The sequence below is a fragment of the Streptomyces sp. NPDC050548 genome (assembly GCF_044457385.1).
Lineage (GTDB): Bacteria > Actinomycetota > Actinomycetes > Streptomycetales > Streptomycetaceae > Streptomyces.
This window is the reverse complement of record NZ_JBITGV010000013.1, coordinates 210,390-223,449: the sequence shown is the minus strand read 5'-3', so window position 1 is coordinate 223,449 and position 13,060 is coordinate 210,390. Positions and strand designations below refer to the sequence as shown.

General features: G+C 70.3%; 12 protein-coding genes. 7 read left to right on the top strand and 5 right to left on the bottom strand.

The window, feature by feature from the left end:
* Window positions 1–12 precede the first annotated feature (12 nt).
* The 3 genes from ACIBJH_RS32075 to ACIBJH_RS32065 form a co-directional block, all read right to left on the bottom strand.
* Entirely contained in the window at window positions 13–783 is a 771-nt protein-coding gene (locus ACIBJH_RS32075) for an MIP/aquaporin family protein (protein ID WP_399120393.1), read from the bottom strand.
* Complete coding sequence (locus tag ACIBJH_RS32070; protein WP_399120392.1) at window positions 780–1,517, bottom strand: YoaK family protein; 738 nt, start codon at window positions 1,515–1,517, stop codon at window positions 780–782. Before ACIBJH_RS32070 ends, ACIBJH_RS32075 begins: the two co-directional genes overlap by 4 nt.
* A 95-nt stretch (window positions 1,518–1,612) precedes the next feature.
* Window positions 1,613–2,557, bottom strand: a complete 945-nt coding sequence (locus tag ACIBJH_RS32065; RefSeq protein WP_399120391.1) for a LysR family transcriptional regulator — start codon at window positions 2,555–2,557, stop codon at window positions 1,613–1,615.
* 162 nt (window positions 2,558–2,719) lie between these two features.
* Between ACIBJH_RS32065 and ACIBJH_RS32060 the strand changes: the two genes are divergently transcribed.
* The 5 genes from ACIBJH_RS32060 (at window position 2,720) to ACIBJH_RS32040 (ending at window position 8,513) form a co-directional block, all read left to right on the top strand.
* Window positions 2,720–4,633, top strand: a complete 1,914-nt coding sequence (locus ACIBJH_RS32060; protein ID WP_399120478.1) for an amidohydrolase — start codon at window positions 2,720–2,722, stop codon at window positions 4,631–4,633.
* Window positions 4,634–4,713: 80 nt separating this feature from the next.
* Window positions 4,714–6,342, top strand: coding sequence for an MFS transporter (locus ACIBJH_RS32055; protein WP_399120390.1), 1,629 nt, complete (start codon window positions 4,714–4,716; stop codon window positions 6,340–6,342).
* 69 nt (window positions 6,343–6,411) lie between these two features.
* Window positions 6,412–6,660 (top strand): Atu4866 domain-containing protein, encoded by a 249-nt coding sequence (locus ACIBJH_RS32050; RefSeq protein WP_399120388.1) that lies wholly within the window; start codon window positions 6,412–6,414, stop codon window positions 6,658–6,660.
* Window positions 6,661–6,672: 12 nt separating this feature from the next.
* Window positions 6,673–7,083 (top strand): hypothetical protein, encoded by a 411-nt coding sequence (locus tag ACIBJH_RS32045; RefSeq protein WP_399120387.1) that lies wholly within the window; start codon window positions 6,673–6,675, stop codon window positions 7,081–7,083.
* A 53-nt stretch (window positions 7,084–7,136) separates the two neighbouring features.
* A complete protein-coding gene (locus ACIBJH_RS32040) occupies window positions 7,137–8,513 on the top strand; it encodes an amidohydrolase family protein (RefSeq protein ID WP_399120386.1) in 1,377 nt (458 codons plus the stop codon).
* A 45-nt stretch (window positions 8,514–8,558) separates the two neighbouring features.
* On the opposite strand, the gene ACIBJH_RS32035 is transcribed toward ACIBJH_RS32040, so the two are convergent.
* Window positions 8,559–9,632, bottom strand: a complete 1,074-nt coding sequence (locus ACIBJH_RS32035) for a glycosyl hydrolase family 18 protein (protein ID WP_399120385.1) — start codon at window positions 9,630–9,632, stop codon at window positions 8,559–8,561.
* 95 nt (window positions 9,633–9,727) lie between these two features.
* Window positions 9,728–10,555 (bottom strand): GntR family transcriptional regulator, encoded by an 828-nt coding sequence (locus tag ACIBJH_RS32030; RefSeq protein WP_399120384.1) that lies wholly within the window; start codon window positions 10,553–10,555, stop codon window positions 9,728–9,730.
* 135 nt (window positions 10,556–10,690) lie between these two features.
* Here ACIBJH_RS32030 and ACIBJH_RS32025 point away from each other — a divergent pair, with 135 nt between their 5' ends.
* Both ACIBJH_RS32025 and ACIBJH_RS32020 read left to right on the top strand, forming a co-directional pair.
* Window positions 10,691–12,076 (top strand): ABC transporter substrate-binding protein, encoded by a 1,386-nt coding sequence (locus ACIBJH_RS32025; protein ID WP_399120383.1) that lies wholly within the window; start codon window positions 10,691–10,693, stop codon window positions 12,074–12,076.
* Window positions 12,077–12,081: 5 nt separating this feature from the next.
* Entirely contained in the window at window positions 12,082–13,032 is a 951-nt protein-coding gene (locus ACIBJH_RS32020; protein ID WP_399120477.1) for a carbohydrate ABC transporter permease, read from the top strand.
* The last annotated feature ends 28 nt before the right edge of the window (window positions 13,033–13,060 follow it).

Here is a 13,060-nt window from a genome sequence, read left to right as displayed (position 1 = left end):
GAAGGCGTACGTCTACGGGTGCGGAGCCGGGGCCGGCGCGCGGTCGGCCGGTGTCCGTGCGGGGGTGCGGCGGCGGGTGTTGATCCGGTTGATCACGACCGTCGCGGCGAGCGCGCCGAGCGGCGGGGCGAGGAGATAGACCGGCAGGAGGGAGAGGTCCCCGGAAAAGAGCGCAGGGCCGAACTCCCTTGCAGGGTTGGCGATTCCGCCGGACAGGGTGCCGAAGGCGATGATCTGGGCGGCGATCATCGTGCCGACCGCCCAGGGGGTGAAGGGGCCGAGTCGGCGGCTGGAGACGCCGATTCCGGCGACGGCGACGATGACGAACATCGTGGCGGCCTCGACGACGGTCACTGCTGCCCAACTCCAGCCGGGAGCCGTCCTGATGACGGCGTAGTCCACGGCGGGGGAGGCGAACACCGGCCCCCAGACCAGTCGTCCGGCCGCGATGCCGAGCAGTGAACCGATCAGTTGTCCGGCGATGAACGGCGCGACATCGCGGCCCGGTGTGCGGCCGTAGCGCCACATCGCGAGGGTGATCGCCGGGTTGATGTGGCCGCCGGTCACCCGGCCCCAGGGGGAGAGCATGACGGCGGTGACCGTGTAGCCGGAGAGGGGGGCCACGGCGAGGAGCCGGCCCTCTGGACCGTTCCACCAGCCGCCCGCCGCCGGATCGAGGGTGCCCATCAGCCAGCGGACCGCGGTGGCCACGAGGAACAACATGATGGCGGTCAGGGCGAGTTCGAGGAGGGCCGAGTGAAACGTGCGCCGGTTCGCGTTCACAGTGGCTTTGTCCACGAGGCGTCGGAACGGGTCAGTACGAGCGCGGTGCCGGTGGCCGCCACCAGCAGCAGCGCGGCGAAGAGCAGGGGCAGGGCCCGGCCGCCGTGCTCGACCGCCACGGCACCGGCCAGACCGCCCGCGAACATCGCCGCCGCCGAGAGCAGTCGACGGCCGATCTTGCTGCCCTTGCCGCCCGCGAGCCGGCTGTCGGCGGCGACTCCGGTGATGGTGAGCGTCAGTACGGTCGTGGTCAGGTCGGGTACGGCCAGGGCGCGGGCGGTGGCGTTCTGCACGCCCATCGCCAGGCCGAGGAGCGCGATCAAGGTGTATTGGACCGCTCCACTGGTGTGCGCGGTGTCCGTGGTCTGGGCGACGACGTACGCCGCCAGGACCAGGGTCGTCTCCAGCAGCAGCGCCAGGTGCAGTACCCGTCCCCGGTGGGCGCCGGCCCCGTGGGCGAGTCGGCCGCCGAGCAGGGCGCCGGCGGCGAACGCGGCCAGCGCGGCGAGAGACGCGACCAGCGAGAAGCCGGCCGCGCCGGCGATCGCGAAGCCGGAGAAGACGACGTTGCCGGTCATGTTGGCGACGAAGACATGGCCCAGGACGAGATAGCTGAAGGCGTCCACGAGCCCGGTCACTACCGTCAGCCCGAGCATGAGCGGGGGGAGTGGACCGTGCCGGTCCTTCATGTCCGGGACGACCGTGGACCAGGCGTCCCGCAGTACGGCAGACATGGCAGTGCTCCCCTTCGCTGGATCTCGGGCTTCTCCATGAGCCTCGCGCCGCGGGAGCGTTTCGTCCAACATATGGATGTGGACGCAGCGATCTGTCACACCGATTGATCTCCCGGGCCGCTGACCGCGTGCCGCTCCACCACTTCCAGGAACGCGGCGGCGGCCGGCGCCAGCCGCTTGCTGTCGTGGACCACGCAGATGGTGTGCACCGCCGCCTCGTCCGCCACCCGGAGCGCGCGGGCGCCGTACGGCAGAGAGTCCTGGGGGTCGGTGCCCGGCGCGGAGTCGGTGAACACGGACGAGCGCGGGACGACCGTCACACCGATGCCCCGTGCGGCCAGCCGGATCATGTCGTGGATCTGGCCGACCTGGAAGTGCTGGCCCGGTTCCACCCCGGCGCGCGCGAAGGCTGCCTCCACCTGGCGGCGCAGTCCGCTGCCCCGGGTGAACTGGATGAGCTGGTGGCTCTCCGGCAGGTCCGCGAGGTCGACGGTGTCGCGGTCGGCCAGGGCGTGACCGGCGGGCACGATCAGCATCAGCGGGTCGACGGCCAGCACCAAGTGGTCGAGCCCTTCCGGGACTTGGCGCGGTCCAAGGCCTACGACCGCGATGTCGAGGTCACCGGCCAGGACCGACGCGGCCATCTGCGCGCTGGGCGCATTGGTCACATGGAAGTCGATGCCCGGGTAGCGGGCGTGGTAGTCGGCCATCACCTCGACCAGGTCGACCGAGGAGGCGCGGGTCTGGACCAGGCCGAGGCGTAGCCGCCCGCGCCGCAGCCCGGACAGGGCGTCGAGGGCCGCCTGCGCGTTGTCGACGTCGGCGAGGACGCGGCGGGCCAGCGGTTCGAGGAGTTCTCCGGCGGCCGTGAGCCGCACGGAACGACTGGTGCGGCTGAACAGCTTGGCGCCCACGTCCTTCTCCAGCCGGGCGATCTGCTGGCTCAGCGCGGACTGGGCGACATAGCAACTGGCCGCCGCCTGCGTGAAGTTACGGGTCTCGGCGACGGCGAGGAAGTACTTCAGGTGACGCAGGTCCATGGCCTCATCCATCCATCTGTCCAGCTATCCATCTGTCCATCCATCTGTCTGGCCGATCGATTCAAGCAGAACCATGTGTTGGACCGATCCATCGTCGCAAACCTAGCGTCGAGACGCCACCAGCCGATCGACCTCTCAGGAGCCGACGTGTCCAGCAGCACCATGCCCGTGGGCGGCATACGCCCCTACGACGGGGTCCGGCACCCCGCGCAACTCGTCGTCCGCAACGGTCGCATCCACACCGGCGACCCCGCCCGCCCGGCGGCCTCCGCCGTGGCCATCACCGGCGGTGTCTTCAGCGCCGTGGGCGACGACGCGACCGTGGCCCCGCACATCGGCCCGGACACCCGCGTTGTGGACGCGCTCGGGCGTCGGGTGATCCCCGGCCTCAACGACTCCCATCTGCACGTCATCCGGGGCGGGTTGAACTACCTCCTCGAACTGCGCTGGGACGGCGTACGGTCCTTGCGCACCGCGCTGCGCATGCTGCGCGAGCAGGCCGAGCGCACGCCGACAGGGCAGTGGGTGAGGGTGGTTGGCGGCTGGACCGGCGAACAGTTCGCGGAGAAGCGGCTGCCGACGGTCTCCGAGTTGAACGCCGCGGCCCCCGACACCCCTGTGTTCGTCCTGCACTTGTACCAGTCGGCGATCCTCAACCGGGCCGCGCTGGAGGCCGTCGGCTTCACGCGTGACTCGCCGAACCCGCCCGGCGGCGAGATCGTCCGAGACTTCGCGGGCAACCCCACCGGCGTCCTGCTCGCCGCCCCCGCCGCCGGACTGCTCTACGCCACCCTCGCCAAGGGCCCGATCCTCGCCCCCGAGGACCAACTCGGCTCAACCCGCCACTACTTGCGCGAACTGAACCGCTTCGGCATCACCAGCGCCATCGACGCCGCCGGCGGCTTCCAGAACTTCCCCGACAACTACGCGGCCGTCACCGAACTCGCCGAGCGCGGCGAACTCACGGTCCGTATCGCCTACCACCTCTTCCCGCAGACCGCCGGGCAGGAACTCGACGACCTGCGCCGCTGGATCGGCATGGTCAGCCCCGGCGACGGAGACGAGTGGCTGCGCTGCAACGGCGCCGGCGAGAACCTCGCCTGGTCCCCGGCCGACTTCGAGAACTTCGCCGAGCCCCGCCCTCAACTCACCGCCCGCGCAAGCCAGGACCTGGAAGCGGCGGCCCGACTCCTCCTCGACAACGGCTGGGGCTTCCGCCTCCACGCCACCTACGACGAGACCATCCGCCAGGACCTCGACGTCTTCGAGAAGATCGCCGCGGACGGCGCCTTCCCGGCCGGGACGCGCTGGCTGTTCGACCACGCCGAGACCGTCAGCCAGGAGAGTTTGGACCGGATCAAGGCCCTCGGCGGCGCCGTCTCCGTGCAGAACCGCATGATGTTCCAGGGCAAGGCGTTCATCGACCGCTACGGCGCCGAGCGCGCCGCGACCGCACCCCCGATCCGCGCCATGCGCGACACCGGCCTGCTGGTCGCCGCCGGTACCGACGCCACCCGCGTCTCCAGCTACAACCCCTGGCTCTCCCTGTCCTGGCTGGTCACCGGCCGCACCATCGGCGACACGTTGCTCTACCCGGCCGAGAACCGCGTGGACCGTTCCACCGCCCTGGAGATGTACACCAGCGCGGGCGCCCACCTGACCGGCGAAGCCGACGTCAAGGGAACCATCACCGAGGGCAAGTACGGCGACCTGGCGATCCTGTCCGCCGACTACTTCTCCGTCGCCGACGAGGACATCGACCGCATCGAGTCCCTGGTGACCGTGGCGGGCGGCAAGGTCGTGCACGCGGCCGGCGACTACGAGAACATCGCCGCCCCGCTCCCCGAGATCAGCCCCGCCTGGAGCCCGGTCGCCCGCTTCGGCGGCTTCCAGGCGGCGACCGGCGTACGACAGACCGACGGCTCGGGCGCACGGCAGGCCCGTGCCCTCACCGACGCCGCCACCGACTCCGAGGAGCAGCGCGCCTGGCGCGAGCGGCGCGGCGACTTCGACCACGTACCGTCCGTGCCGCACCAACTCGGCGGCGCGCTCGACCCGTTGGACGGCTGTTTCTGACCGGCAGACGCGACCGGCGTACCTTCTTCCTCGACCGGTCACCTTTCCCGACCGCCCGACCTCGCCCCGGGAGCAGCACCATGAGCGCCAGCGCCAGTACGACGACCGGGGGCACCGCGCGATCCGCCTCGGCCTGGGCACCGTTGGCCCGCCCCGTGTTCCGGGCCCTGTGGATCGCCCAGTTCGTGTCGAACATCGGCACCTGGATGCAGACCGTCGGCGCCCAGTGGCTGCTGCTCGGGCACGGGGCGACCATGGTCACCCTGGTGCAGACGGCGTCGAGTCTGCCGATCGTGCTGCTCGCGCTGCCCTCGGGCGTCCTCGCCGACCGTTTCGACCGGCGGGGGCTGCTGCTCGTGGCGCAGTTCGCGATGTTCGCCGTGTCGGCGGTGCTGACCGTGCTCGCCTTCGCGGACGCGCTGTCCGCCGTACCGCTGCTGGCTCTCACGTTTCTCCTGGGCTGCGGTACGGCGCTGATGGGGCCGTCGTGGCAGGCCATCCAGCCGGAGCTGGTGGAGCGGGAGCAGTTGGGGCAGGCGTCCGCGCTGGGGGCGGTGAACATGAACCTCGCGCGGGCGGTCGGTCCGGCGTTCGGCGGTGTCGTGGTCGCGGCGGCCGGCGCGGGGTGGGTGTTCGGCTTCAACGCGCTGTCGTTCCTCGGGATCGCCGCCGTACTGCTGCTGTGGCACCGCCCGAAGACGACCGTCCCCGCCGCCGAGCGCGAACGGCTGCTGACCGCGCTGTACGCGGGCCGCCGCTACGTTTGGAACGCTCCAGGCATCCGGCGCGTCCTGCTGCGCACCGCCCTGTTCATCCCCGGCGCGGCGGCACTGTGGTCCCTGCTCCCGCTGATCGCCGCCGACTCGCTCGGCATGGGGTCGGGCGGTTACGGCCTGCTGCTCGGTGCGGTCGGCTTCGGCGCGGTGGGCGGCGCGTTCGCACTGCCGTGGCTGCGCGAACGCCTCGGCATCAACGGCATCCTGGCCGCCGGTGCCGTCGTGTTCGCGCTCGTCCTGCTGGTCCTCGCCACCGTGCACGTCACCTGGCTCGCGGTCCTCGTGCTGCTGCCCGCCGGAGTCGCCTGGATCGGCGTCCTGTCCACCCTCAACGCGGCGATCCAGACCCGGCTCCCCGGCTGGGTGCGGGCCCGCGGACTCGCCGTCTACCTGCTGGTCTTCCAGGGCGGTCAGGCTGTCGCCGCCCCCGTGTGGGGCGCCCTGGTCCAATGGCTGGGCCTGACCACCGCCCTCCTCATCGGCACCGCCGTCATGCTGATCAGTGCGCTCAGCCTCCGCCGCTGGCGGCTGTACGGCATGGAGGGCATCGATCCCACCCTGTCCGACCACTGGCCCACTCCGCCGCTGGTCTTCGTGCCCGGCCCCTCCGATGGACCGGTCCTGGTCTCCGTGGTCTATCGCGTCGCACCGGACGACAGTCCCGCGTTCGTCGAGGCCATGGACAACGTCGCCCGCTCCCGCCGCCGGACCGGCGCCCTCACCTGGGGCCTCTTCCAGGACGGCAACGAACCCGGCCTGTTCATCGAGAACTACCTCGTCGGCTCCTGGGCCGAACATCTCGCCCAGCACCACAACCGCCTCACCACCACCGACCGCGCCTTCGAGGACAAGTCCCGCGCCCTCCTCCTGCCCGGCACCGCCCCCGAGGTGACGCACGCCTTCGACGCCTCCGTCGTAGGACCGGTCCACTGAGGGTGGGTGCCGGACACCCAGGAGAGGCGTGGCCTGGTTACCCCCTCGCGGGAACGCGACCGTGGAGCCATGAACACGAACGCAGCACCGCACCCCTTCGTCGGAATGTGGGTCACCGCCGACGGCCACATCCGGCAGGAACTCCTGCCCAACGGCCGTTACGACGAGGCCCGCGGCAACCGGCAGAGCGCCTACACCGGCAGCTACACCGTCACCGGCAACCACATCGACTACATCGACGACACCGGCTTCACCGCCACCGGTGACGTCCGCGACGGCGTGCTCTTCCACGAGCACCTCGTCCTGTACCGCGCGTAACCCGATACGGCCATGGACAGCCGCGAACTGATCGTCGTCACCCTCACGATGCTCGGGCCCACCCTGCCGGCCATGGTCCGCCGGGCCCGCTTCCCCGCCGACGCGGACAAGAGCGCCGAACTCACCCTCGCCCGCTGCCGGTTGAGCAGCGCCGCGCTCAACGCCCTGCCGGAGTTGGCCGAGCGGTTCGGGGTGCCCGCGGAGGACATCGCGCGCATGGTCCAGGACATCGAGGACCGCACCGCCCCCGCACCCGACTCCGCGCACCGCCGCGAGAGCGTGCGCGACCTCCAACTCGCCCTGCTCCAGGTCAAACGGGACACCCTCACCGACCTCCGCGACAGCGGCCGGATCGACGACATCGTCCTGCGCGGCGTGCAGGAAGTGCTCGACGTGGAGGAAGTCCGGCTGGGCCGCCGTTGAACCGCCCCTGAGTCAACTCGCCATCGTCTCGACCCTCTTGAAAGGGGACCCCCGTGGACACCCACGACACTCTTGCCCAGCTCCGCCGCCAGTCCGCCGACCCCGCCCGCCGTATCCTCTTCACCGGCGCGACCATCGTCACGATGGACCCCGAACTTGGCACGCTCCAGGGCGACTTGCTCGTCGAGGGCGACACCGTCGCGGCGATCGGGCCGGACCTGAGCGCGGACGGCGCGGTGGTCGTCGACGCCTCCGGCACCATCCTGGCCCCCGGCTTCGTCGACACCCACCGGCACGCCTGGGAGGCGCAGTTGCGCCGGATCATGCCCGACGTCGACGACCTCGGCGGCTATGTGATGACCACGCTCGCCGGGTACGCCACCGTCTACCGGCCCGAGGACATGTACATCGGCACCAGACTTGCGGCGCTCACCGCGCTCGACAGCGGCATCACCACGATGCTCGACTTCTCGCACAACTCTCGTACCCGCGAGCACTCCGAGGCGGCCATCGAGGCCCTCCGCGACACCGGCATCCGGGGAGTCCACGCGTCCATGGGCCCGCACTTCGGGGACTGGGACCGCCAGTGGCCGGCCGACCTGACCCGGCTCAAGGACCGGTACTTCAGCAGCGACGACCAGCTCCTCACCCTCCGCCTGGCGACCCTGGCCACCGACGAGATCGCCGGCCCCGCCCTCGCCTACGGCCCCGAACTCGCCCGTACCGCCGCCGACTTGGGCATCGGTGTCAGCGTCGACGCGGCCTTCGGTGAGGCGTCCTCCCGGGCCGTGCTGTCCTGGGCGGAGCACGGCATCCTCGGCCCCGACGTCACCCTGATCCACGCGACGGGGCTGACCGCCGAGGCGTGGAAGGCGATGGGGGAGACGGGCACGACGGTCGCGCTGGCCCCCACCTCGGACGCGCAGATCGGCCTGGAGACCGCGATCCCCGCCGTGGACGAGGCACTCGCCGTCGGCATCCGCCCGGGCCTGAGCATCGATGTCGAAGTCGCCCTTGCCAGCGACCTGTTCACCCAGATGCGGGCCCTGCTCGCCATCCAGCGGATGCGCGCGGTCAACGCCGCCTACGGCACCGGCGGCGAGCTCTCCCGCATCACCACGCGCGACGTCCTCGACTTCGCCACCCTCCAGGGCGCCCGGACCAACGGGCTCGGCGACGTCACCGGCTCGCTGACCGTCGGCAAGAAGGCCGACCTGCTGATGGTCCGGGCCGAGGACCTCAACAACATGCCCCTCAACGACCCGATCGGGACACTGGTGTTGGGCTCGGACGCCCGCAACATCAGCGCCGTGTTCGTCGACGGGCAGCCGCGCAAGTGGGACGGGCAGGTCCTCGACGTGGACCTGCCCGCGCTGCGTGCCGAGGTCAACGCGTCCCGCGACCACGTGCTCAACACCCCGGTCGCCTGAGGGGAGTTCGGGGCACTCCCGGGAGCGCCCCGTTCCGTACTCAGGTCAGTTGGAGAACCAGGGGTTCCCGCCGCCCAGCGACCACACCGAGACCTTGGTGACGCCGAGCCCCTTGAGGACAGCGAGCTTGCGGTCCATGGCGACGCTGTCGACGTAGTCGTAGAGGACACCGCCCGAGGTCCAGCGGATCTCGCCGGAGGACGCGTCCCGGCGGCTCTCCACGGTGGCCGGGTTGCTGGAGAAGCCGGGGCTCTTCTTCATGTCGCTGAACTGGATGTTGCCCGTCACGGAGTTGAGGTCGCAGGGGTCGGGGGCGCTGTAGCCGTAGGAGGGGACACCGATGATCAGGCGGTTGGGGTCGGGGATCTTGCTCTGCGCGTACTTGGTGACCTTCTTCAGCCAGTCGTAGGGGCTGATGGGCAGGCAGCGGGCGCCGGCGGCGGTGTCGAACTCCTCGTCGTACGCCATGATCACCACGTCGTCCACGCCGGTGGCGGCCACCGCCGCGTAGTCGTAGAAGGCGGCGTCCTCCGTCATCGCCGGTGCGTCGACCTGGAGGCGCTTGCCCTTGGCGTGCAGGGCGGTCGCCAACTGCCCCAGGAACGTCTTGTAGTTGGTGAAGTCGGCGGTGCTCCAGGACCAGTAGTCCTCCAGGTCGACGTCGACGCCGCTGAGCCCGGCGTCGCTGACGAGGGAGGTGACCTTGGAGACGGCCGCCGTACGCTTGGCGTTGGTGCTGACCAGGGCGTGGACGTCGGCGGTGGTCATGCCGGAGAGCGTCGGGTACTGGTAGGCGGAGTGCGCCTTGAGGTCGGCGACGTTGGCCGCGCTGTACGTGTTGCAGGTGCCGTTGGCGGTGGTCTCCAGGGTGACCGAGCCGTTGCTGCCGACCGACCAGTACTCGGGGTTGAGGGCGCCGTTCTTGACCCTGTCGTCGGCGTACTCGCTCTTGGCGGTGCAGGTGGAGTCGCCCGTCGAGCCGGGGTACAGCCAGGTCTGGAGCTGGACGCCGGAGGTGGCGGAGGGGCTGGCGCCGGCCGGGACCGAGGCCGTACAGGCGAGCAGCGTGGTGACCGTGGAGGCCACGACGCCGGTCACGGTGAGTGCGTGACGGAACATGAGCGGTCCTTTCGGGTGGGGAGGGGTGGGGAGGGGCGTGCGGGATCGCCGCGTCGGCCGGAGGGCCGGCGCGGTGAACTGGGGGACAGGAGCGGTCAGTTGCTCCAGTAGGGGTCGAAGGCCAGGGTGTCGGCGCCCGGGACGGTGGTGGCGGCCGACCAGGAGCCGTCGACGACGCGTCCGCCGTCGGGCCGACCGGCCAGCGACAGCCTGGTGAAGATGCGGTAGCGGTCGCCCCGGTAGACGGAGCGGGTGAACTCGACCACCCGGCCCTCTGCGTCCCTGGCCGCCCGTTCGAACAGCAGGGCGGGGGTGTGCACGGACACGCCGAGGAGTTCCGCCTCCCACTCGTCGACCACGGTCGGTTCGATGCTCTGCGCGGCGTCGGTCAGCAGGATCTGGTAGCGGCGGCCGAGCAGCCGGTAGAAGGAGTCGGTCTCCAGGTCACGGGCGGTCAGGCCGGGCACCAGCGCGTGCGGCACATGCAGCGTCTCCACACACATCGGGTCGCCGTCCACCGTCCGCAGCCGGAGGATCCGCAGGATCTGCTCGCTGGGCGCGATGCCCAGCCGGCGGCCGATCCGGGGTCCCGCGGCGACGGTCTTGAAGTCCAGCGTGCGGCTGGCCCAGGTGCCGTCCACACCGCCGACGCCCAGCGTCTGCGGCTGCCCGGGGGAGCCGCTGAGGTGCTGGGCGACCTTGGCCCGGGCGACGAACACACCGCGCCCGTGCTCCCGCACCAACAGACCGTCACGGACGAAGTCGTCGACGACCGCGCGCAACGTGGGGCGGGAGACCCCGAGTTCCTCGCACAACTGCCGTTCGCCCGGGAGGGGCCGTCCGGTCCCGGTCTCCTCGATCAGGTCGAGGAGGTGGGTGCGGATGCGTTCCCGCTTCTCCCAACGGCTCTCACCGTTGACCATTCCTACCAACTTTCCTTACCAGTGGTTCATCTTCGCTACCGGTTGCTTCCGAAATGCTTGCTTGACAGTCCCCAAATAGTGCCCCAGCATGTGCCCACTGGTCAATAAGTGGTAAGTGAATTCGCCGGAGGTCCCATGTCTGATTCCCGTGGCGGACCCGTCACCCGCACTGTCACCCGCACCGCCCGCCGCCCCCCCCGTACCGTCGCCGCGTCGCTGCTCGCGGCCACGGCCCTGCTGGCCGCAGCATGCACCACCGGGGGCGCCGCGTCGAAGGCGGACACCGGCGCCGACGACACCACGCCCGTCACCATCACCTTCTGGCACGGTCTCAGCTCCCCGCACGAGATCGCCTCGGTGAACGCCGTGCTCGCCAAGTTCCACAAGAAGTACCCCTACATCACGGTCAAAGCCGTCGCCGCCCAGACCGACGACAAGGTCAACCAGGCCATCCGCGGCGGCACCGCGCCCGACGTGGCGTCCTCGTTCAACGCCGCGAACGTCGGCGGCTGGTGTTCCAGTGGAGCGTTCCAAGACCTGAACCCGGACATCAAGGCCGACCACGTCGACATGTCCCAGATCCCGAAGGCCGTCCAGTCGTACACCGCGTTCGGCGGCAAGCGCTGCACCATGCCCTGGCTCGCCGACACCTTCGGCCTCTACTACAACAAGAAGCTGTTCGCGAAGGCCGGCATAACCTCCCCGCCCAAAACCATGTCCGAACTGGCCGCGGACACCAAGAAGTTGACCACCTTCAACGCGGACGGCTCCATCAAGACCGCCGGGTTCATGCCCTACCTGGGCGGCTACGAGATGCTCACCGAGCACCTCGTCCCCAGCTGGGGCGGCAAGTGGCTCACGGCCGACGGCCAGTCCAACGTCGGCGGCGACCCCGCCTTCGCCCAGGCGCTGACCTGGCAGAAGAGCCTGGTCGACTGGTTCGGCGTCAAGAAACTCGTCACCTTCAAGGCCGGCATGGGCGACGAGTTCTCCGCCCAGAACGCCTTCGAGACCGGCAAGCTGGCCATGATGGTCGACGGCGAGTGGCGCAACTCGTTCATCAAGAACGACAAGGCGAACATCGACTACGGCACCGCGGTGATGCCCGCCGCCGACGGCAAGTCCCAGCTGTACGGCGCCGGTTACGTCGGCGGCAACGTGATCGGTATGCCGCGCGGCGCCAAACACCCGGGCGCCGCCTGGAAGTTGATCAAGTTCCTCACCACCGACACCGACGCGCTGACCACCCTGGCCGACGCCATCGGCAACGTCCCCACCACCAAGGCCGCACTCGACTCGCCCGCCCTCGGGCTCTCCAAGGACCCGAACTTCGCGCCGTTCCTCCAGGTGTTCAAGAACCCGCTCACCACCACCACTCCGGCCAGCGGTGACGGTGGCGCCTACCTCACCAACTTCGGCCACTTCGTGGAGAAGTGGCAGAACGGCTCCGTATCCGACCTGAAGGCCGGCCTCACCGCTGTCGACAAGCAGAACAACGCCGCGCTCAAGCTGGGGCAGTGACCGTCATGGCCACCCAACTCCGGCTCGCCCCGGCGCCGTTGAGGGCCCGGCTGCGCCGCAACCGGCTGCGCGTCCTGCTCTTCCTCGCACCCGGCCTGGTCGGCTTCGCCGTCTTCCTGGTCTACCCCCTGGTGATGACGGTCTGGCTGTCCTTCACCAACTCCAACATGATCTCCCCGGCCCGCTTCGTCGGCCTGCGCAACTACCGCTATCTGCTGGACGGCGACCCGCTGATCTGGCACGCGATCCGCAACACCGGCTGGCTGGTGGCCGTCATGGTCCCGGCCCAAGTCCTCTTCGCCCTCGGCGTGGCCATGGTCACCGCCCGCCTCAAGGCCGGGGCGAGTGTCTTCCGCACCCTGTTCTATCTGCCCGCGCTGGCCCCTCCGGTCGCCGCGACCGTCGCCTTCGTCTGCATGTTCAACCCCAACTCCGGCCCGGTGAACCGGATCCTGGGCCTGCTCGGCATCCACGGACCGCTGTGGTTCAACTCGCCGGGCTGGTCCAAACCGGCCCTGACGCTGCTCGCCCTGTGGGGCAGCGGCACCATGATGGTCATCTTCCTGGCGGCCCTGCTGGAAGTCCCCGCCGAACTGTACGAGGCCGCCGAACTGGACGGCGCCGGCTCCTGGCACCGCTTCCGCTACGTCACCCTGCCGACGATCTCACCGGTCGTGCTGTTCGCGACCGTCACCGGGGTGATCGCCGGACTCCAGTACTTCACCCAGGCGATGGTCGCCTCGCAGGTCGCCAACGGCAACATCCAGCCCGCGCCCGGCTATCCGGACGGCTCCACGCTCACCTTCCCGCAGCAGCTCTACATCGCCGGCTTCAACCAGTTCCACGCGGGCTACGCCTGCGCGCTGGCCGTGGTGCTCTTCGTGGTGGCGATGGCCTTCACCGTCGTCCTGCTCCGCCGCGCCTCCGGCTTCGACATCGAGGAGGCACCGCGATGACGTACCGCTCCGCTCATCCAGAACTCGC

Coding starts and splice junctions, on each gene's coding strand:
- ACIBJH_RS32050 (WP_399120388.1), top strand. CDS start 6,412: ATGAACACGAACGCAGCACCGCACCCCTTCGTCGGAATGTGGGTCACC.
- ACIBJH_RS32055 (WP_399120390.1), top strand. CDS start 4,714: ATGAGCGCCAGCGCCAGTACGACGACCGGGGGCACCGCGCGATCCGCC.
- ACIBJH_RS32025 (WP_399120383.1), top strand. CDS start 10,691: ATGTCTGATTCCCGTGGCGGACCCGTCACCCGCACTGTCACCCGCACC.
- ACIBJH_RS32035 (WP_399120385.1), bottom strand. CDS start 9,632: ATGTTCCGTCACGCACTCACCGTGACCGGCGTCGTGGCCTCCACGGTC.
- ACIBJH_RS32030 (WP_399120384.1), bottom strand. CDS start 10,555: ATGGTCAACGGTGAGAGCCGTTGGGAGAAGCGGGAACGCATCCGCACC.
- ACIBJH_RS32045 (WP_399120387.1), top strand. CDS start 6,673: ATGGACAGCCGCGAACTGATCGTCGTCACCCTCACGATGCTCGGGCCC.
- ACIBJH_RS32060 (WP_399120478.1), top strand. CDS start 2,720: ATGCCCGTGGGCGGCATACGCCCCTACGACGGGGTCCGGCACCCCGCG.
- ACIBJH_RS32020 (WP_399120477.1), top strand. CDS start 12,082: ATGGCCACCCAACTCCGGCTCGCCCCGGCGCCGTTGAGGGCCCGGCTG.
- ACIBJH_RS32070 (WP_399120392.1), bottom strand. CDS start 1,517: ATGTCTGCCGTACTGCGGGACGCCTGGTCCACGGTCGTCCCGGACATG.
- ACIBJH_RS32065 (WP_399120391.1), bottom strand. CDS start 2,557: ATGGACCTGCGTCACCTGAAGTACTTCCTCGCCGTCGCCGAGACCCGT.